Below are 20180 nucleotides of genomic sequence, written 5' to 3' on the forward strand. Positions count from 1 at the left end.
ACGTCAGAGGTACATGGCCACGCCTGTCAGTAGTCGGTCTTCTCAGGCTTGTTGGCACCCTCTACCGGATCGCCGGACTCTTCGTAGTGGCGCAGAAGGCTGGTCTGCTCGATTTGTTCCGCTCCGGCTTTGGACTGCGCCCCGTCAGGTCCGGGAGCCGGAAGGAAGAACATGGAGCGGTAGTAGCGCAGTTCGTCCATGGACTCGATGATGTCGGCCAGAGCCCTGTGGCCGCCATGCTTGGCTGGCTTGTTCTTGTAGACGTCCGGGTACCAGCGGCGGGACAGCTCCTTGAGGGTGCTCACGTCGATGACCCGGTAATGCAGAAGAGCCATCAGGTCGGGCATGTACCGGTCAAGGAACTTCTTGTCGGAGCCCACTGAGTTGCCTGCCAGGTGGGCTTTGCCATTCTTGGGCAGGAAGGGCTTGACGTACTCGATCACCTGACGCTGGGCCTCCTCCAGGTCAAGGCCGGTCTTCATCTCCTCAATCAGACCGGAGGAGGTGTGCATCTTCCTGACGAAGTCCCCCATGTGATCCAGGGCCGCCTGGGAGGGCTTGATGACCAGGTCGATACCCTTGTCCAGGACCTTCATGTTGAAGTCGGTGGGGACCACGGAGACCTCGCACAGCTCGTCATGGAAGATATCCAGACCGGTCATCTCGCAGTCTATCCAGATCATGCGGGATTCTTCCGCAGTGAAGGTCAGATCATTCTTGTCGCTCATCTGTACGCCTTTCAGATCCGGGTCGGGCCCCGGATCGCTCCTTCCGCCGCCTTGGACGGAACATTACAAGATACCGCCAGCATGTGACGGGCGGAGGGATCGTCAGCCCGTCCGACCGGACCGTAACGGGCACGAGATATGCAATCGGCGCAGGTCCTGATGAGATCCTGCGCCAATCACCTGCCTACGTAGGCTCAGTTGTGGAAGCCTGAGTAGTTGGGGGCCTCCTTGGTCATGACGATGTCATGGGGGTGCGATTCACGCAGACCAGCATCGGTGATCCGAATGAACCGGCCCTTGCGCTGCAGCTCGGGAATGGTGCGGGCACCGGTGTAGAACATGGTCTGATGCAGGCCGCCGACCAGCTCGTAGAGCACATAGTTGAGCGGACCACGGTAGGGCACCTCGCCCTCGACACCTTCGGGCACCACCTTGTCGGAGCTGGTGACGTCAGCCTGGAAGTAGCGGTCCTTAGAGTAGCTCTTCTTGCCGCGCGGAGCCATGGCGCCCAGCGAGCCCATGCCCCGATAGACCTTGTACTGCTTGCCATGCAGGAGGACCTTCTCGCCAGGGGCCTCCTCAGTGCCTGCCAGCAGACCGCCCAGCATGACCGAATCGGCCCCGGCCACGATGGCCTTGGCAATGTCTCCCGAGTAATGGATTCCACCGTCGGCCACCAGAGGAATCCCGGCAGGCCGACAGGCCAGGGCGGCATCGTAAACGGCAGTCAGCTGGGGCACACCCACGCCAGCCACCACGCGGGTAGTGCAGATGGAGCCAGGGCCCACACCGACCTTGACCGCGTCAACACCGGCATCGATCAGAGCCTGGGCACCCTCGCGGGTGGCCACGTTGCCGCCGATCACATCCACATGGTCGAAGGCATGATCAGCCTTGATCCTGCGGATCATGTCCAGCATGAGCTTGGCGTGACCATGGGCGGTGTCCACGACCAGAATGTCGACCCCGGCATCGGCCAGGGCGGTGATGCGTTGCCAGGCATCGCCGAAGAAGCCCACGGCGGCAGCCACACGCAGACGGCCGCGCTCATCCTTGGTGGCCTCGGGGTACTGCTCGGTCTTGACGAAGTCCTTGACGGTGATCAGCCCGGTCAGTTTGCCCTCATCATCAACCAGGGGAAGCTTCTCCACCTTGTACTTGGCCAGAAGCTGGTGGGCGTCTTCCTTGGTGATGTTGGACGGACCGGTGATCAGGTGGTCCTTGGTCATGATGTCGCTGACCTTGAGCCGGTCGAAGTCAGCGGGATTGACGAAGCGCATGTCGCGGTTGGTGATGATGCCCACCAGCCGCTGCCGACGATCCACCACGGGCAGACCGGAGACCTTGTAGGTGGAGCAGAGCTTGTCCAGGTCGGTCAGTGTGGCATCTGGAGTTACCGTCAGGGGGTCGGAGATCATGCCGGATTCGGACCGCTTGACAATGTCGACCTGATTGGCCTGATCTTCGATGCTGAGGTTGCGGTGGAGGACGCCGATGCCGCCGTTACGGGCCATGGCCACAGCCATGGTGGCCTCAGTGACGGTGTCCATGGCAGCCGAAAGGACCGGGGACTTCATGGTGATGTTCCGAGTCAGCCGGGTGGTGGTGTCTACTTCGGAGGGGATGACATCGGATTCGTTGGGTAGCAGGAGGACGTCGTCATAGGCCAGACCGATTTTCTGGAAGGCGTCGGGGAGTTGAGTGTAGGAGGAGGGTTCGCTTTGTGGGTTTTCCATAGCCATAGCACCATGCTACAAGTGCTTCTTGACCGTTAACGGTACCGTGTCCGTACTATTTCATCCAGTGAATCAGTTGTCGTCATCCTTATCATGATGGCTCTTGCGATGCCAGGGCGGTCTGGCCGCATGCTGTGGGCCTTGCGCGGCGAGGAGGGCGTTCTCACGCCTGATTTCGGGAAGTCGACGGCGGTAATAGGGGTAGAGGGTGGCGAAGGTCAGCAGTATGGCGGCCAGTGCCAGACCGATCAGGACATATCTCAGACGGAAGAAAAGAATAAAGAGCGAACCGAAGGCGATCAGGGCGGCCCAGCCCCAGAGAATAAGAACTGCAGAACGAACCGTGTGACCGATACGCAACATACGGTGGTGCAGGTGCATGCGGTCGGGGTGCATGGGTGATTGCCCGTGGCTGAGCCTTCGGATGATGGCCAGGCACATGTCCAGAACAGGCAGGAAAAGCACCAGGATGGGCAGAAGAATCGGCATGAAAGCCGGCAGATAGATGCTGGCATGAATAGTGGCCGGATCCAATCGGCCGGTGACCACAATAGAGGCGCAGGTAATCAGGTATCCCAGCAGCATGGATCCTGAGTCGCCCATGAAGAGTTTGGCCGGATGCCAGTTGTGCAGGAGGAAACCCACGCAAATGCCCACCATGGCCACGTCGATCAGGGTGGCCAGAGAGGCGTAGTCGGGCGAGATGCGGGCGATGATATAGGAGTAGATGGCGAAGGCAATGCCCCCGATGGCCACAATGCCTGCAGCCAGACCATCCAGTCCATCCACAAAGTTGACCGCATTGATGGAGGCCACGATCAGGAATGCCGTTATGGCCATGGACAAGCTGGGCGAGGCCGCCACCAAGGATCCCAAAGGCAGGGAGATGATCTGGATACCGCCCCAGGAGACGAAGACCGAGATCAGCAGCTGGCCAGCCAGCTTGAGCATCCAGTCCAGGTCCCAAAGGTCGTCGGCTATACCCAGCAGGCAGATGGCCACTGCCCCGGCCAGAATGACCCAGGCCTGATGCCCGGACTGGAAGAGGCCAGTGATGAAGGGAATACGGGAGGCAAAACACATGGCCACAGCAAAGCCGATCAACATGCCCAGGCCACCCATGCGAGGGGTGGGCACCTTATGAACATCACGAGCGCGAACCACGCCTACGGCACCAACACGGATGGCGAGATGACGGACCATGGGCATGACCAGCCAAGTGGCCCCGCCAGCGATAGCAGCAATGAACAGGTATACCCTCACTGGCCCTCCCCTACGTCGGTTTGGTCCGACAGAAGTGCACGGACCCGGGCCTCGCCGATCACGCCCTGCCGCAGTACATGTATCCCATCAGGATCAGTCTTATCAGCTTCCACCACCGTGCTGGCCACCGAACCGGGAGTCGGCCCCCCGTCCAGGTAAAGGTCGACACTGTCACCCAGCTCGGCTCTGGCCTGCTGGACGGTCTCCACACTGGGATTGCCCGATCGGTTGGCACTGGAAGCAGCCAAAGGTCCGGTCACCTGCAGGAGCGCCCGACAGATGGGCGAGTCAGGCACTCTGACGGCCTGGGTAAGACCATCGGGCTCCATCCGAGAGGTGCGCAGAGGGCAGGACTGTCCTACAAGGGCAATGGGCGAAAAAGGACCCGGTAGGAGCGCATCGGCCAGGCAATCCAGAGGTGTGGGCAAGCGGAGGTCCAGCTTATCCATGGCCTCCACTCCATCCAAAAGCACCTGGATTGACTTTGTTCTGGGACGATGCTTGGCCTGGAAGAGCCGATCGATGGCCGCATCGTTGCATGGATCGCAGACGATGCCATAAACCGTGTCGGTAGGAATGACCGCCAGCCCCCCGGCAGCCACCACCCGGGCCAGCAACTGCGGCGACCGACTGTCATAGGTCATCACCCGGCTCATACCCTGCATCACGACCTTTCGGCTCGACATGTTCATGTGACCAGCTACTAATCTATCCCAGGACCACGGCAGGCCGCTAGGAAGCAAAGACTGGCCGCCGAGCGGTAAGGTAGCGGTCTCGGCCGGCCAGATCCTGATGGGTGCATGCCTCAAGGTATCCTCGCTCCTGTGCGGCAGCAACCATGGCCGGCCCCTGGGAGGCATCATGTTCCATAACCAGCAGACCACCGGGAGCCAACAGGATTTTGGCCCTGTCCAGAATGCGGCAGGGCAAGGCGCACCCGTCAGGCGAACCACCGTAGAGGGCCAGATCTGGATCCCAGTCACGCACCTCGGGCTGGCTAGGAATCGCATCCAGAGGGACGTAGGGTGGGTTGCTGATAACCAGATCCACCTGGGCATCCAGATCAGAAAGGGTGGCGGAATCCGTGGCATCAGCCAGCAGCAGCTGATAATCGGATCCAGCCTCCCGGATAGCAGCCTCCTGAGCGGCGGCGTTCAATGCACCCCACCGATATGCCTGCTCGTCTACCTCCGCGGCCCGGACCCGCACCCCTGGAACCTCTATGGCCAGAGACAGCCCGATGGCCCCGCTGCCAGAGCACAGGTCCACCGCCAGTGGATGATCCATTCCAGCCAAGGCATCCACTCCCGCCTGGACAACCGTTTCGGTCTCAGGACGAGGGATAAAGACCCCTGGTCCCAGGCAAAGATCCAAATAACGGAAGTAGGCATGGCCAAGAATGTACTGCAGAGGTTCGCGTCCGGCTCGCCTTTGCAGATAGGACTGATAACGTTCAAGGGCCGCCGACTGGGAATTGTCAGTGTATGTGCGACCAGCACCTTTCGTCAGCAGTTCCTCAGCAGTCCGATCCAAGAGCAAAGCCTGATCCAGCTGATGCAGATCACACTGCAAGGCATCGGCCAGCAAAAGCCTGGCATCATTGAGCGGAGTAGGCACACCCGCCTGGGCCAGCAGGCGATGGCCCCTGTCAACCAGCTCAGCCAGACTGGCCCCGTGCTCCAGCTGATTCACCCCTGTGATGCCATTCTGCGGGCCTCGTCGGCCTGAATGTCGGAGTCGATGACAGCCTGCAGGTCGCCATCCAGCACCTGCTCCAGGTTGTAGGCCTTGTAGCCGGTGCGATGGTCCACGATGCGGCTCTCGGGGAAGTTGTAGGTCCTGATACGCTCGGACCGATCCAGGGAACGAACCTGGGAATGACGCATGTCGGCAGCCTGGGCAGCCTCCTCCTCGTGCTTCATGGCCAGAAGACGGGACTTGAGTACCCGCAGGGCAGCCTGACGATTCTGTATCTGAGATTTCTCGTCCTGCATGGAGACCACGATGCCGGTGGGAATATGGGTCATGCGCACAGCGGAGTAGGTGGTGTTGACGGACTGTCCTCCTGGGCCGGAACTCATGAAGATGTCAACCTTGAGATCCTTAGGGTCAATCTCAATCTCGTCATCGTCCTCATCGGCCTCCGGAAAAACGATGACTCCAGCGGCTGAAGTCTGAATGCGGCCTTGGGACTCGGTGACGGGAATGCGCTGGACCCGATGGACGCCGCCCTCGTACTTGAGCGAGGCCCAGACGCCGTCGGCAGGAGCTACCTGACCACGAGCGCGGATAGCCAGCTGAGCATCCTTGACTCCTCCCAGCTGGGTGCGGTTCTCGCTCATGATCTCGGTGGTCCAGCCACGTTTTTCGGCATACCGCACATACATACGCATCAGATCGCCAGCGAAGAGGGCCGCCTCCTCGCCGCCGCTGCCAGCCTTGATCTCCATAATCGTGTCACGGCCGTCATCGGGATCGCGCGGAATAAGAGCAGTACGCAGATTCTGCTCCAGGTCCGGTATTCGGTCAGCCACGGCTTTGGCCTCTTCGGCGAAGTCAGGATCCTCCCGTGCCATCTGTTCGGCCGCCTGACTGTCCTCCAAGGCGCTTTGATAGGCCTTATAAGCTTCAACGATGGGAGCGAGTTCAGCATGTCTGCGGCCCAATTTGCGGATCTGCACCGGATCTGATGCCGTTTCGGGCTGACTCATCTGCTTTTCCAGGCGACCGTACTCCTCGACGGCAGCCACCGCCGCCGGAAACTGCTCCTCGCTCATCTACACCCTTCCCGTCCGCTCATCCGCATGGTTCAAGTCATAAAAAACGCCAGTCCCCACCGGGCATAGCAGAGCGACCCGGAAGGGACTGGCGTTGGAAGTGCTACTTGGTCCTCTTGCCGTAACGGGCTTCGAACCGAGCCACGCGACCACCGGTGTCCAGAATCTTCTGCTTGCCGGTGTAGAAGGGGTGGCAGTGCGAGCAGACATCAACCGTCATATGATCGCCGGGAGCGGTCGAACGGGTGATGAAGGTATTGCCGCACGAGCACGTGACCTCAACGGGATGATAATCGGGATGAATTCCCTGCTTCATGGTTACTCCTAGATTCAAGGGCCCCGGGTCGACCGCCCCTGCGGCGGACGTGAACCGGCAACCGCGTAATAGTCTAGCGCAACCCGGGGAAAATACGACCCCCTTGCGCCACACGCCGAATCCACCAACCCGGAGCAGCCAGTCGAGCTTCCTTTAGAATCGAACAGTCGGACCGGCCGGCCCGACAAGGCAACAAAGGAGGGCAGCAATGCAGCAGGAAGTAGCGTTCGTTACCGGGGCGGCTCAGGGGATCGGCGAGGCTATTGCCCGTCGGCTCGCCAAGGATGGGTTCGCCGTGGCCGTGGCAGACATGAATACAGACAAGGCCCAGGCTGTGGCCAACTCCATCAATCAATCGGACGGACGAGCCATGGCCGTCACCCTGGACGTGACCGACCGTGTCCAGGTGCGTTCCGCCGTCGAGAAGACGGCTACCAAACTGGGCGATTTCAACGTGATCGTCAACAATGCCGGTCTGGGGCCGACCACCCCCATCGAGTCCATCACCCCAGAGCTGTTCGACAAGGTCTACCACGTCAATGTGGCAGGAACCATCTGGGGCATGCAGGCGGCCGTTCAGGCCTTCCGCGATCGGGGCCACGGAGGCAAGATCATCAATGCCACCAGCCAGGCAGGCGTGGTGGGCAACCCCAACCTTATGCTTTATTCCTCCACCAAGTTCGCCATCCGCGGCCTGACTCAGGTGGCTGCACGCGACCTTGCCAAGGAGGGCATCACCGCCAACGCCTACGCCCCCGGCATTGTCAAGACGCCCATGATGATGGACATCGCTCATCAGGTCGGGGTCAACGCCGGCAAGGATGACGAGTGGGGCATGTCCACCTTCTCGGACGGCATCGCCCTGGGACGGCTTTCCGAGCCGGAGGACGTAGCCAATGCCGTAGCCTTCCTGGCCGGGCACGACTCTGACTACGTCACCGGCCAGACCCTGATTGTGGACGGCGGCATGCAGTTCCAGTGAGTCTGCAGCAAGGATTCGCTCACATATGATGGACCCCCGCTGATCGGTTCCGCCCGACAGCGAGGGTCCATGATCATTCAGGCGTTGAAGACGTACTTGTCCAGACGGTCCATAGCCTCCTGGACGCGGCTCAAAGGCAGGGCCAGATTCATGCGGATGGCGCAGGGAGCCTTGAACTGCCGCCCATCCTGAACGGCTACACCCACATCCCAGGCACGCTTGAGCAGCTGATCCAGGCTCAGATCGTGGTCCTTGCACCATTGCGTGCAATCAAGGAAGAGCATGTAGGTGCCCTGGGGCTTGGAAAGCTCGACTCCCTCGAAATGCTGCCGGATGTAATCGTAGGCGTAGTCCACATTTCCGGTCAGAACCTGCCGGAGTTCGTCCACCCACTCCTGGCCCTGGGGCTTGTAGGCTCCGATCAGGGCATGCATGGACAGAACGTTCATGTCGTTGTAGTGGGCCTTGGATCCCTTGGCCACAATCCTGTCGCGCAGGTACTTGTTGTAGATGATGTGGTAGGAGCCGACCAGTCCGGCCAGGTTGAAGGTCTTGCTGGGCGCATAGAAGGCAGCCGTCCTGTTGCGGGCATCCTCGCTGACCGACTGGGTGGGGATGTGCTTGTTGCCTGCCAGGATCAGGTCTGACCATATCTCGTCGGAGATGACCACGCAGTCGTTCTCCTTATATACCTCCATGGCCTTCTCGATCTCCCACTTCTCCCAGACGCGGCCGCAGGGGTTGTGTGGGCTGCAGAAGACCGCCACGTGGATGTTGTTCTCCTTGAGCTTGCGGTCCATGTCCTCGAAGTCCATCCGCCAGACGCCCTGCTCGTCCTTCTTCAAGGGGCTGTGCACGATGTGGTAGCCGTTGTTCTCGATGCACATCGTGAAGCCGACATATGTCGGACTGTGAAGTAGCACAGCATCGCCAGGAGCCGCAAAGGCGGTCAAGGTGGAAACCACTCCGCCCAAGACCCCATTCTCATAGCCGATGGCCTCAGCCGTCAGGCCCTCCACGCCGTTACGGGTCCGCTGCCAGTTGATGATTGAATTGTAGTAGTCATCACTCGGATCGAAGTAGCCGAAAGCCGGATGCTTGGCACGCTCGATGATGGCCTCGGGGATGGTCGGCACCGTGGGGAAATTCATGTCGGCCACCCACATGGGAATGATATCGAACCCCTCCTTGGGCGGATCAGGAGCGAAACCAGGCTGGGCGCCCAGACCGTCAACCGCAATGGCATCCTTGCCATGCCTATCCATGATGCTGGTGAAATCGTAGGTCATTGTATTCCTTCCATGTTTTGGCCGGACGAGCCGACCGTCTTTTTCAATTAGCCAGATCCTCGGCGATACGATCAGGAATCCGCCATGGTCTCATGACCCTCGCCTGAAAGTGTAGTGTCCAAATCCGCTTCTCCGTTAGTGGGCGCCGGATTGACCAAGTCTTCATCCGAAGTTGTCTCAGTCTGCTTGTTGCTGCTTCTGCGTTGAAGAACGAACAGAACTGCAAGAAGGATCATCCAGGGTATGGTCACCAGGTAGCTGATTCTGTATTCCGGCATTATTGCCATCATTATCATGACCAGCCCCATGAACGCGAGCGCATAGAAATTGCTGAAGGGGTACAGAGGCAGCTTGAAGGTCAGCTCGTCCTCTTTGCCCTCACGGCGCTTTATGGAACGGAAGTGATACTCGCTGACAAGCTCGGCCACCCAGCTGAAGACCAGCATGAAGACCGTGATCGATGAGAAAAGTGCGAATGCACGCTCGGGAAGAACAGCCATCAGCGCTATGCCTACCAGCTGCATAAGCACTACAGTCAGCACGCTGACGTATGGAATCTTCTTCTTTGACACCTTGGAGAGTATAGGGGGAGCGCTGCCTTGGAGCGAAAGGTTGTAAAGCTGACGGCTGTACATGAAGATGCCGCTGCTTACGGCACTCAGGGACGCGGTGATGACGACAAAGTTGATGATGGAGGCCGCAGCCGGGATACCCAATGACGCGAAGACACGGACAAAGGGAGAACCCACACCCTTCATCTTATCCCAGGGCCACATGCACAGGATCACAAAAGTGGATCCCAAGTAAAACAGGACAATGCTCCAAAACACCCCGTTGACGGCGCGAGGCATGGTTTTCTTGACATCTTTTGCTTCACCTGCCGTATAGGCGACCGACTCCGAGCCTCCAAAGGCAAAAGCCACCATGACCACAGAAAACAGCAGCCCGGACAGGCCATTCGGCATGAATCCATCGACTGTCAGGTTCGTGAGCATGACTGGATGTCCCCCGTTGCCAATGCCGGTGAAGATGATGATCAGGCCACCGATGACCATAACAATAATGGTGACTACCTTCACGGCCGAAAGCCAAAACTGCGACTCACCATAGAAGCTGACGGATATCAGGTTGATGACGCCCATCAGCACCATGCCAATCAAACCGCTGGCCCATATGGGAAAGGAGGGAAACCAAAACTGGACATATTTACCCAATGCTGTAAATTCCGCTCCTGAACCAGCCACGCAACCGAGCAGACTGGTCCAACCAATTGCATACCCCACGAAAGGATGAATATATCTGCTGGCATACGATACGGTTGCGCCTGATACCGGTTCAGCAGTGGCCATTTCGCCCACTGCCCGACAGACTATGAATATAGCAGCGCCTGCCAGTGCGTATGCCAACAAAACGGATGGACCCGCATAAGATATTGCCCCGGAGGACCCGTAGAACAGGCCGACTCCGATTGCACCGCCAATCGCCATCATGGCCATCTGCCGAGTGTTGAGGCTACGTTTCAAATCCTCATCTTCATATTGCTCGGCCGAACTGGATTGTGAATCAGATCTACTCATGTGCTGCACCTCCTCCTTGAGTTGTTTATATTATTTTATCACAGCAATAATATTTTGTCTTTAATAAAATAGCTTTTTTGCATTGTGATAGAATTTCCTCTATATGTCGGTATTATTTCCTGTTTCAAATACAGACCTTCAGGGGGAAAGGAGTGCAATATGAACGGAACAGAGAACATCTCAACATCCCTACGCCCCTTTATTCCCTTGGTGGACTTCCTTGGCGAGCTATTGGGACATGACACCGAGGTCGTCCTGCAGGACGTAAAGGACTTCTCGCACTCAGTCGTTGCAATAGCCAACGGACATGTCAGCGGACGCAAAGTAGGCAGTCCCGCCACCGACCTTGTCCTGAGAATTTGGCAGAACCGCGAATACGAACACCGAAATTACCTGGTCCGTTACGCCGGCTATACACATGAAGGCCGCCCTATTGTCTCCTCCACCTTCTTCCTGCGTAATACAGAAGATCAGGTCATCGGTTTTCTCTGCATCAACTTTGACAATTCCATCTTCAAAGAGACCAGCAAGGCTCTGCGAACAGCCAGCGACTATCTGGATTCCATCAGTTCCAACGGATCTCCATTCCCTACACATCACATCATGAAAGATCGATCGGATCCTGACGCACAAACCATGGATACGCCCGATGAGCTTGGCGATGCAATAATTTCAAATGATGCATCTCTTCAGCAGGCGGTCACCGATGGGACGCATGAAACCCTATCCGTGAACGCGGAGGATCTGACAAACCAGCACATCCAATCATTTGTAGCGGAACACAGGGTTCAGCCCGAGCGGATGAACAAATCAGAACGACTGAAACTCATCACCGACCTTGACGATTCGGGTATCTTCCTGATCAAAGGTGCAATAGATACCGTGGCTGGTGCACTGGGCATTTCAGCACCAACGGTGTATAGATACTTGCACTTGATCAGAAAGGAAAAGAGAGGAAACAAGGAGCAGCCTGTCGAGTAACATCAATAAGAGATCTGAGGCCAACGGTTAATCATTTATGGACCAATAACACTCTTCTGTTGAAATATTCGCAACTGCAGATGTACCCAGCCCGGGATCACTGTCTAGGTGTCAGTCATATTCATGCCAATAAGTGGTTATGCCTGGATTTTGAAGTCCAAGAATGAACATACCTTCGGTTTCTGAGGGCCCAATATATTCAAGGGCGCCCCTAGAAAATAGACCCGACGAAACAATGCGAGCTACCCTATTAATTCAAGCAAGCAGGTAGCTTGTTTAGTAGGCACGTGCCGCTTATCCCCTTCAGCCAGGAGGAGCGGAGATGCGCAAACCGCTCTGCCCGAGGCCAGCAATCTTTTCATCAAATCCATCTGACCGGAAGCACGGTGACGGCACCCTTCTCAGCTTTGACACACCCCCTCCAGGGTGTATGATTAAGAACAGATATACGGGGGACGTATACACGATGGACCTACAGGGACTGAATTATCTTCAGTTCCAGAGGAGATGTACATGCGTATAGTTTCCCGGCATATGCCGACGGCTCTGACTCGAGCCCGTCCCGTATTCTTTTCCCTGATAAATTCTCATACTTAGCGGTTCTACGGAAACGCTTCCGGATTATTGTGGCATGCGCAGATTTTATGGCTGTCTACGTATGCACGCTTGGGGCACCGAGAAGTGGACATACACCGAGGGTGCTCTATGATCCGATATAAAAAACGCGCCTAGCTCTTTTCCCCCGGCTTACATGTGAAGCCATACATATTTGCATCGGTGAATCATGGATGCTAGAGCTAGGCAGCGAGAGGACGGCCCCGACAATAGCCGGGGCTAGTCCTTCTACTAAGACTATCAAGAAAGTTCGGTGCACAACACCATCGCTATTCCGCTGGCAGTCATTGAAGACACGGACCAGTGTTGGGCTAGGTTAACCAATTGACTTTAAGATGAGAGACCTTGATCCCCTAATTCGTCTTATCTATAAAGTCCGAACAACTTTTAGAAGATTCCGAAGGCTTGCTTGTGTTGTTCCTCAGGACCTTGAACCCTGGACCGAATGATTATGCGCGAGTCGTCCTTGAGTCGGTCGGTACTCTCTTAGGCGCACATCAGCAGATGGTCGACGTTCACCCGCTCTTGGGATGCGACCCAATGCTCTTCTCTCCCCAGTACATCCAAGCATGCGATAACAGCCAGGTCGACAGGTATCTGACGCCCAGGCGCAGGTCAGACTTCGCTGAGCATCTTTGCCGCATCAGCCGCATCAAACAATATGGAGGGGCAGCCTTTGCGCATCGGAGCGGTGGATACACTTTTGCTTTGACATTGGACGTTTAATCACTTTTTGTATCATTGCCGTTGCTATTATTCACAGTGTTTTTCTTGTGCTTGTTCCTGATAAACTTGAAACAGTTAATCATCTCCGAAAAGGGAACACCATGCACTTTGACTTGACCGTGACAATGAGCGTTTTACTAAGTCTCGTAGTCACTATCGCCGGTTCGGCCTTCAATTGGCTGAAGGCTCGGAAAGATACCGAGTCCGCTCAAAAACGACGGAGGGAAGATCTGAAGAACATTAGCGATCAGATCAAGGCACTCAAGGATCACGCCAACGCATTGAAGCTGCAAGCCGACTTGGAAATTAAGCGGGAGACGATACCTCGATGGGAACTCACAAACAATAATGGAATCATCTATGCCGTTTCCAACCTCAATTCTTATAAAGCAAAAAACGTAGAGGTTTCCTCTCCTATCAAGACTTACAAGTTGGGTGACATTGAAGCTGGTTCACAAAAGACGTTCAACTTTACAGAATCATCCTTGATGGACGACTTCAGCAACGTAGCAATCCGGTGGAAAGACCAAGAGGAGGAATCACATACTCTGACCATGGCCGTGCCTGCCAAACAGTGAAAGCAGCAATCACGCCACCAGCCTCTGGTCCTTGGGCTTAACAGCTGAGGCCATGTAAGAAAGCGACCCCTACCAGCGCGTACTCGATCCGACCACACGCACTGCAAAGCGCAGAGTTGATCCAACAAGTACAAATCACCGTACAGAACAGCTGGTACCCTGCTGGCAGTCACCAAGACAAGGAGAAAAAAAAAAATGAAGAGAACAGCAACTGCTACCTTAGTTGCTCTAGCTCTAACGCTGGGACTGTCAGGCTGCGGTGCAGCCAACAGCAAGTCAACCCAACAGGCAGACAAGACTGCCACGGCGTCGCAGACGCCCAAGAAAAACAGTCGAGGCAACATCGTCAAACACATCGGCGACGAAGCCGGCGTCATCGGCGAAGACGGCAAGGACGTTGCGGACTGGACGGTATCCAATATCATTCCTGACCCGACTTGCTCAAACCCCGAGCACGAGCAGCCAGAGCACGGCCATTTCATCGAATTCGACGTAAACGCCGCAACAACAGAGAATTACAATCCCGATCAATACGGCTCTTTGAATGTCGGCATCGCCTACCTTTGGAAGCTCATCCAGAAAGACGGTACACAATGGAACGGAATGCCCGGATCCTCAGCTGCGGAATCCTGCATGGCGGAAACCGAAAAACTGCCAGGTTCATTGAATCAGAATGCAAAAGCACAGGGGAAGGTTATATTCGATGTGCCCTCCCTGGATGGAACCATGTACTACTCGCAAATGGGCGAAGGGCATGGATGGGAGTATCCACTCCAATGAAGTTCGGCATGCGCACGCCCAGCCCCAAACGCTCGTTCAAGGCGAGGACCACGGGCAAGTGGAAGCGACAGGCAAAGAAGGCCCTCATCCCCGGCTACGGGAAGAAAGGCATGGGGTGGATACGAAACCCCAGGAAAGCCGCCTACAACAAGATCTATCGGAAGACCACGTTCAGCATCTGGGACCTGTTCAAGTAAGGCAAATCAGCAGCCCCGCTGCGGCGGGGCTTTCTCAATCCCCCTGACCGGGTCCGTTTCCCCTGCAATATAGTATGCATTTGGTATACATTTTGAGCCCGAACCCTATCCCAGCAGATATGAGAAAACCCCCGCAGGCTTTGTGCCCGTAGGGGTTTCGTCTGGTGGGGCCTCAGGGGCTTGAACCCTGGACCGAACGATTATGAGTCGTTTGCTCTAACCGACTGAGCTAAGGCCCCGCGCCGATCGTACCGGCCAGAGTCATGGTATCAAGACGACTCGTCATCAGCCAGGTCCGGATTGTCGGACCTACTTGGTGACCTGATTGTAGACAGGCAGACCCATGTATCCGAAAGGAGCCTGGCGAACCTGCCTGCCGGCCACTGCTGAGACCTTCCTGTACCAGAGTGGCAGTACCGGAAGGTCCTTGAAGAGAACAGCCTCGGCTTGGCGGTAATCCTGCATGGCTTCGTCCTGATCGGTCTTGGAGGCGGCGCGGGAAAGAATAGCATCATATTCCGCGCTCTTGTAGTCCCCATTGTTCAGACCCTTGCCATCGGCCTGGCTGGAGGCATACCCTTGAACCAAGTAGCCTTCGGGGTGGGGATAGTCCGAGGTGATGCCCGAATTGAAAATACTGTTGACCTGACGGTTATGAACTGCCGTATTGAATTCCTTGCCCGTAGGAAAGATATTTGGTTCCGTCTTGATGCCCAGAACTTGGGCATACTCGTGCAGAACCGCATCGACCCAGTCCTTGTCGGTCCCGTCAGCACTGTATGCGATGCGAAGAGTGCCCTCCCAGGGAGATATTGCATCAGCCTGCTTCCACAACCTACGGGCCTGGTCCGGATCGTGGCTCAGCACTTTTTTGCCTTTGATGTCGGAGGCATTCCCCTTGATGGTTGGGGCCAGGAAATCAGTGGCCGGCATAACTGAACCAGCGAAGACCTTTTCGGCTATTTTCGTGCGATCCAAGGCATATGACAGGGCTGCCCGACGAAGGGCGCCCTCCTGCCCCTGGAAATGCTTCAAGCCTTGCGGGATGGTCAGCGACCGGAATGCCGGCCCGGGCTTAATCAAGGGCTGCAGGCCCGAATCGGTATGGAAGGTTTTCAAGCGGGAGACCGGAACCGTATCAAGCACATCCAGATGGCCGGCCTCAACATCGGCATAGGCAGCATCAAGACTCTGGTAGTCCCTGAACTCCAGGCTTCCGTTCCGAGCCTTACGCGGTCCCTTGTATGCGGGATCCTTCTCCAGCTTGATTCCCTGATTGGGTACCCATGATTTGAAGCGGTAGGGCCCGTTCCCGATCGGTTTCTTGCCGAAGGCCTTGATGCCCTTGTAGGCGGATGCCGGCAGGGGTAGGAAGGCCACATCTCCCACCTTGTAGGGGAAGGAGGAATCCGGCTTACTCATGGTCACCTCCAGAGTCAGATCGTCAACCACCCGAAGACCCGACAGAGGGGCTTTGGGGTCGCCGTGCTCATCCTGGACTTGCTCGTACCCGGCGATGGTCGAAAAAGCCGAGGCACCCAGCTGCCCATTGGCTGCATTCGCCGCAAAAGACCAGGAATCCGCATAGGTCTTTGCTGTGATCTTCTCCCCATCGCTGAAGGTGAGTCCTGGTTTGAGGACAATCGTGTACCGGCTTGCATCCTGATTAGGAGTAATCGATTTGGCCTCGACCAGGGTCATCCCGCCTTTGTCGTCGAAGGTGACCAACCCATCGAAGAGCTGAGTCACCACCTTCCAGCCTGCGGTGTCGTTGGTGCTGGAGGGAATCAAGGGGGCCGTAGGTTCGGCATTGTTGACGCTGATGGCGGCCTTAGGGTCGACCCGGTCTTCCTGGGGAGCTGGGGAGGTACCGCAGGCGCCCGCTGCCAGGATGAACGGGAGCATCGCTGCTGCGAGGTAGGAACGAAGCTTGGTCATAATAGGACCCTTCCTGCCCGGTATGGGCTGTCACAGCTGCACAACAAACATATGGTCGATACAGTCGGTCTGACGAGGATACCGATATTCAGACCTGCCTGACATCCTGACCGGATGCCAGCCGATCCAGAGCACCGGTGCGACCGATGGCCCGGAAGAGGAACCAGCTGACCAGTCCAGCCAGAACCACTCCGCTGATCAGTTCACAGATGGTGCCGATAATCCCCCTCGGGCTGAGGAGGGAGACCCCCTGATAGTAAAAGGCCAGGAGAAAAGCGTTGTACACCAAAGATATCAGAATACCCCCCAAAACGGTCGTTCCCAGGGTCCATCGACGGTAACGGAAAATTCCAAAGGCCAGTTCCGCGCAAAGGGCCTCGACAATGGCCTCCACCAAAATCATCGGCACGTTATAGGCATTGCCAGGCAGAATCTCGACCAGGACGCTGATGACGCCAACGTAGACGGCTGCGCCTGGCTTGCGCAATATCAACAGGGAAAGGGTGCAGGGAAAGTAGAAGACCCCATGCAAAAGGGCCGCCGCCCCAGGAAGCAGGGCCGTCATCAACGGGAATATCCACGAGGCGAGCAGACTGGCCAACCAGTAAATCAACCCCGACACCGCGCCCAGGCCTGCGCCGACCGCAATGTCGAGCGGCCTCCAGCGCAGCCGATGAGCTGCGGAAATCCGACTCTGCTGCTGTTTCACCGTCATTGATACTCCCTTACAACCGCCCTAGAGCGGACGGCCCATTCCTCATGCGCACAGCGATAGGACGGGGGCCCACCCTGCCGGCAAAGGCCTGTCCGGCGCTCCTTGACCTGCGCATGCCGGGCGGGAACGTCGACTCAAGGCTACCCCGACCACGGCGGCAGAACCAGGGTCTGGTCATAGGTCTTGTTTATAGGCGGCCATGCACTGCTTCACCTGGCTTATCAGCCCGGCGCATAAGTCAGAAGTGCCCACTACGATGAATGCAGTTTGCACTGTCTTTCTAAGGTTCTGTGAGGTAGCTTCTTGGCCGAATTCATTTATCAGATGATCAAGGCGCGCAAGTCCTTCGGCGACCGCGTCATCCTGGACGATGTGACCCTGAGTTTCCTGCCCGGCGCCAAGATCGGCGTGGTGGGCCCCAACGGCATGGGCAAATCCACCCTGCTGCGGATCATGGCCGGCCTGGACACGGTCAGCAACGGGGAGGCACAGCTCACCCCCGGCTATACGGTAGGCATCCTCCAGCAGGAGCCGCCACTGGACGAAGACAAGACCGTGGGCGAGAACATTCGCATGGCCTTCGGCGACATCATGAGCAAGGTGGACCGCTTTAACCAGATCGGCGAACAGATGGCCGACCCCAACGCCGATTACGATGCTCTCATGACCGAGATGGGTCAGCTTCAGGAGCAGATTGATGCAGCCAACGGCTGGGACCTTGACTCCCAGCTGGACCAGGCCATGGATGCCCTGCAGTGCCCTGACCCGGACACTCCTGTCTCGGTCATCTCTGGAGGCGAGCGCCGCCGTGTAGCTCTATGCCGGCTTTTGCTTGAAGCCCCCGACCTGCTGCTGCTGGACGAGCCCACCAACCACTTGGACGCCGAGTCCATCCTCTGGCTGGAGCAGTACCTGCACACCTACAAGGGTGCCGTCCTGGCAGTGACCCACGACCGGTACTTCCTTGACAACGTGGCCGAGTGGATCTGCGAGGTGGACCGCGGCCACCTCTACCCCTACCAGGGCAACTACTCCACCTATCTGGAGACCAAGGCCAAGCGTCTGGAGGTCCAGGGGCAGAAGGATGCCAAGCTGGCCAAGCGCCTCAACTCCGAACTGGAATGGGTCCGGTCCTCCCCCAAGGCCCGGCAGGCCAAGAACAAGGCCCGTCTGGAGCGCTACGAGCAGATGGAGAACGAGGCCCGGAACAACAAGAAGCTGGACTTCTCCGAGATCCAGATTCCGCCGGGGCCCCGCCTGGGTTCCAAGGTGCTGGAGGCCGAGCACATCCACAAGGCCTTTGGCGACCGCGTCCTGATCGATGATCTGAGCTTCACCCTGCCTCGAAACGGCATCGTGGGCGTCATCGGCCCTAATGGCGTAGGCAAGTCCACACTCTTCAAGACCATCGTGGGCCTGGAGCCACTGACATCGGGCACCCTGGAGGTCGGCGACACAGTCAAGATTTCCTACGTAGATCAGAACCGCGAGGGCATCGACCCCAACAAGAACCTCTGGGAGGTGGTCTCCGGGGGGCTGGACTTCATCGAGGTCGGTGGCGTTGAGGTGCCTACCCGCGCCTACGTGGCCTCCTTCGGCTTCAAAGGCTCGGATCAGCAGAAGCCGGCCGGCGTCCTCTCCGGCGGCGAGCGCAACAGGCTGAACCTGGCACTCACCCTCAAGCAGGGAGGCAACCTGCTCCTCTTGGACGAGCCCACCAACGATCTGGACGTGGAAACCCTGGAAAGTCTGGAGAACGCCCTGCTGGCCTTCCCCGGCTGCGCTGTGGTCATCTCCCACGACCGCTGGTTCCTGGACCGAATCGCCACCCATATCCTGGCCTGGGAGGGCACGGACGAGAATCCGGCCTCCTGGTATTGGTTCGAAGGCAACTTCCAGGCCTACCAGGAGAACAAGGTCAAGCGTCTGGGCGAGGAGGCCTCCAGGCCCCACCGCATCCACCGCAAGCTGACCCGCTGAACAGATGCATTACAAGGAATCAAGGGCCGAGGAGAAGCATGAGCACCGAGGATGAACCGCTGGCTCGAGCCATCGCTGCGCTGAATCTACAGGAACAGCAGCACACCGACGGCCGTTCCAGCTTTCGGGGCGACTCGCTGGACTTCCCCACAGGTCGCCTTTATGGGGGCCAGCTGCTGGGACAGGCCATCATAGCCGGCGGACGGACAGTACCCGAAGGCCGACTGCCACACTCGATGCATGCCTACTATCTGCGCACTGGACTCCTGGATCAGGACGTTCAAGCGGAAGTCGAGACCATCCGCGACGGGCATTCCTTCTCCTCCAGACGAGTTGATCTGCACCAGGGGGAACGGACCATCCTCAACGCCCTGCTCTCCTATCAACAGGTCGGCCAGGAGGGTGTCCGCTATGACGACCCCATGCCCACGGGTCTGCCCGATCCGGAGGATTTGCCTGGCTCCCGGGAACTGATGGAGCACTATGCCGACCAATCCCCTTTCGCTGACTACTACGCCCATCAGAGCCCCTTCGACATGCGTCATGTAGGCGGCACGGTCCTGCTGGAAGATGCGGATGATGCACAAAATGGTAATTCCAAGGATGACAGCAGGAGTCGCCAGGCCGTTTGGAGCCGCACCCAGGGAAGGGCCGACCTGGACCCGCTGATGCGCCGGGCCTTGCTGGCCATGGAATGCGATCAAATCATGATGGAACCCGCCCTGCGTCGTGCCGGACTAAGCATGACCACCCCGGGGATTTCCTTCGCCTCCATCGACCATGCCATGTGGTGGTACCAAGATCTGGACCCCTGTGACTGGCACTGTTTCATTCAGGAGTCCCCCGTAGCCGACCACGGCCGTAGCCTATGCCTAGCCAAAGTCTACAACCGTCGGGGCGATTTGGCAGCCTACATGGTTCAGGAAGCCATGATCAGGGTGCCTAAAGACTGAGCTTCCACTAGGTCATCGAGTATTCTCACAGCAAAGGATCAACAGCCTG

At 57.5% G+C, this 20180-nt stretch carries 18 protein-coding genes and 1 tRNA gene; 7 read left to right on the forward strand and 12 right to left on the reverse strand.

Annotated elements, in window-relative coordinates; genetic code table 11:
* Window positions 1-26: 26 nt before the first annotated feature.
* From orn to rpmE, 7 genes are all read right to left on the reverse strand, one after another.
* Window positions 27-728 carry an oligoribonuclease gene (gene orn / locus ACVWNW_RS02170; protein WP_454482780.1) on the reverse strand — a complete coding sequence of 234 codons (702 nt, stop codon included), beginning with the start codon at window positions 726-728 and terminating at the stop codon, window positions 27-29.
* A 194-nt stretch (window positions 729-922) separates the two neighbouring features.
* Window positions 923-2470, reverse strand: a complete 1548-nt coding sequence (gene guaB, locus ACVWNW_RS02175; protein ID WP_029678705.1) for an IMP dehydrogenase — start codon at window positions 2468-2470, stop codon at window positions 923-925.
* A 66-nt stretch (window positions 2471-2536) separates the two neighbouring features.
* Window positions 2537-3727 (reverse strand): MraY family glycosyltransferase, encoded by a 1191-nt coding sequence (locus ACVWNW_RS02180; protein ID WP_046323220.1) that lies wholly within the window; start codon window positions 3725-3727, stop codon window positions 2537-2539.
* Window positions 3724-4383 carry an L-threonylcarbamoyladenylate synthase gene (locus tag ACVWNW_RS02185; protein ID WP_454482783.1) on the reverse strand — a complete coding sequence of 220 codons (660 nt, stop codon included), beginning with the start codon at window positions 4381-4383 and terminating at the stop codon, window positions 3724-3726. Before ACVWNW_RS02185 ends, ACVWNW_RS02180 begins: the two co-directional genes overlap by 4 nt.
* A gap of 76 nt (window positions 4384-4459) precedes the next feature.
* Window positions 4460-5419 carry a peptide chain release factor N(5)-glutamine methyltransferase gene (gene prmC, locus ACVWNW_RS02190; RefSeq protein WP_454482785.1) on the reverse strand — a complete coding sequence of 320 codons (960 nt, stop codon included), beginning with the start codon at window positions 5417-5419 and terminating at the stop codon, window positions 4460-4462.
* Complete coding sequence (gene prfA, locus ACVWNW_RS02195) at window positions 5416-6504, reverse strand: peptide chain release factor 1 (protein WP_454482787.1); 1089 nt, start codon at window positions 6502-6504, stop codon at window positions 5416-5418. Before prfA ends, prmC begins: the two co-directional genes overlap by 4 nt.
* A 103-nt stretch (window positions 6505-6607) precedes the next feature.
* Window positions 6608-6820 (reverse strand): 50S ribosomal protein L31, encoded by a 213-nt coding sequence (rpmE, locus tag ACVWNW_RS02200; protein ID WP_015022244.1) that lies wholly within the window; start codon window positions 6818-6820, stop codon window positions 6608-6610.
* 208 nt (window positions 6821-7028) lie between these two features.
* On the opposite strand from rpmE, the gene ACVWNW_RS02205 reads away from it, so the two are divergent.
* A complete protein-coding gene (locus tag ACVWNW_RS02205) occupies window positions 7029-7802 on the forward strand; it encodes a (S)-acetoin forming diacetyl reductase (protein WP_198230172.1) in 774 nt (257 codons plus the stop codon).
* 77 nt (window positions 7803-7879) lie between these two features.
* Here ACVWNW_RS02205 and ACVWNW_RS02210 read toward each other — a convergent pair whose 3' ends face one another.
* Together ACVWNW_RS02210 and ACVWNW_RS02215 are read right to left on the reverse strand one after the other, a co-directional pair.
* The gene (locus ACVWNW_RS02210) at window positions 7880-9091 is read right to left on the reverse strand and encodes a MalY/PatB family protein (RefSeq protein WP_198230173.1); all 1212 of its coding nucleotides are present in this window, start codon (window positions 9089-9091) and stop codon (window positions 7880-7882) included.
* A 71-nt stretch (window positions 9092-9162) separates the two neighbouring features.
* Window positions 9163-10668, reverse strand: coding sequence for an amino acid permease (locus ACVWNW_RS02215; RefSeq protein WP_198230174.1), 1506 nt, complete (start codon window positions 10666-10668; stop codon window positions 9163-9165).
* A 159-nt stretch (window positions 10669-10827) separates the two neighbouring features.
* Here ACVWNW_RS02215 and ACVWNW_RS02220 point away from each other — a divergent pair, with 159 nt between their 5' ends.
* The 4 genes from ACVWNW_RS02220 (at window position 10828) to ACVWNW_RS02235 (ending at window position 14545) form a co-directional block, all read left to right on the forward strand.
* Window positions 10828-11649, forward strand: coding sequence for a helix-turn-helix transcriptional regulator (locus ACVWNW_RS02220; RefSeq protein ID WP_454482790.1), 822 nt, complete (start codon window positions 10828-10830; stop codon window positions 11647-11649).
* A gap of 1442 nt (window positions 11650-13091) precedes the next feature.
* Window positions 13092-13568, forward strand: a complete 477-nt coding sequence (locus ACVWNW_RS02225; protein WP_454482792.1) for a hypothetical protein — start codon at window positions 13092-13094, stop codon at window positions 13566-13568.
* A 195-nt stretch (window positions 13569-13763) separates the two neighbouring features.
* Complete coding sequence (locus ACVWNW_RS02230; RefSeq protein WP_454482793.1) at window positions 13764-14348, forward strand: hypothetical protein; 585 nt, start codon at window positions 13764-13766, stop codon at window positions 14346-14348.
* Complete coding sequence (locus ACVWNW_RS02235) at window positions 14345-14545, forward strand: hypothetical protein (RefSeq protein ID WP_144177305.1); 201 nt, start codon at window positions 14345-14347, stop codon at window positions 14543-14545. Before ACVWNW_RS02230 ends, ACVWNW_RS02235 begins: the two co-directional genes overlap by 4 nt.
* 162 nt (window positions 14546-14707) lie before the next feature.
* On the opposite strand, the gene ACVWNW_RS02240 is transcribed toward ACVWNW_RS02235, so the two are convergent.
* From ACVWNW_RS02240 to ACVWNW_RS02250, 3 genes are all read right to left on the reverse strand, one after another.
* A tRNA-Ile gene (locus tag ACVWNW_RS02240) sits at window positions 14708-14784 on the reverse strand.
* Window positions 14785-14854: 70 nt separating this feature from the next.
* Window positions 14855-16483: a peptide ABC transporter substrate-binding protein gene (locus tag ACVWNW_RS02245; RefSeq protein WP_454482795.1), complete on the reverse strand. Its 1629-nt coding sequence runs from the start codon at window positions 16481-16483 to the stop codon at window positions 14855-14857.
* Between the two features lie 88 nt (window positions 16484-16571).
* Window positions 16572-17198 carry an ECF transporter S component gene (locus ACVWNW_RS02250; RefSeq protein ID WP_454482797.1) on the reverse strand — a complete coding sequence of 209 codons (627 nt, stop codon included), beginning with the start codon at window positions 17196-17198 and terminating at the stop codon, window positions 16572-16574.
* Window positions 17199-17501: 303 nt separating this feature from the next.
* Between ACVWNW_RS02250 and ettA the strand changes: the two genes are divergently transcribed.
* Complete coding sequence (gene ettA / locus ACVWNW_RS02255) at window positions 17502-19178, forward strand: energy-dependent translational throttle protein EttA (RefSeq protein WP_110413267.1); 1677 nt, start codon at window positions 17502-17504, stop codon at window positions 19176-19178.
* A gap of 38 nt (window positions 19179-19216) precedes the next feature.
* Entirely contained in the window at window positions 19217-20131 is a 915-nt protein-coding gene (locus ACVWNW_RS02260; protein ID WP_454482799.1) for an acyl-CoA thioesterase, read from the forward strand.
* Window positions 20132-20180 lie beyond the last annotated feature (49 nt).

It is taken from the genome of Bifidobacterium sp. JNUCC 75 (assembly GCF_054819865.1).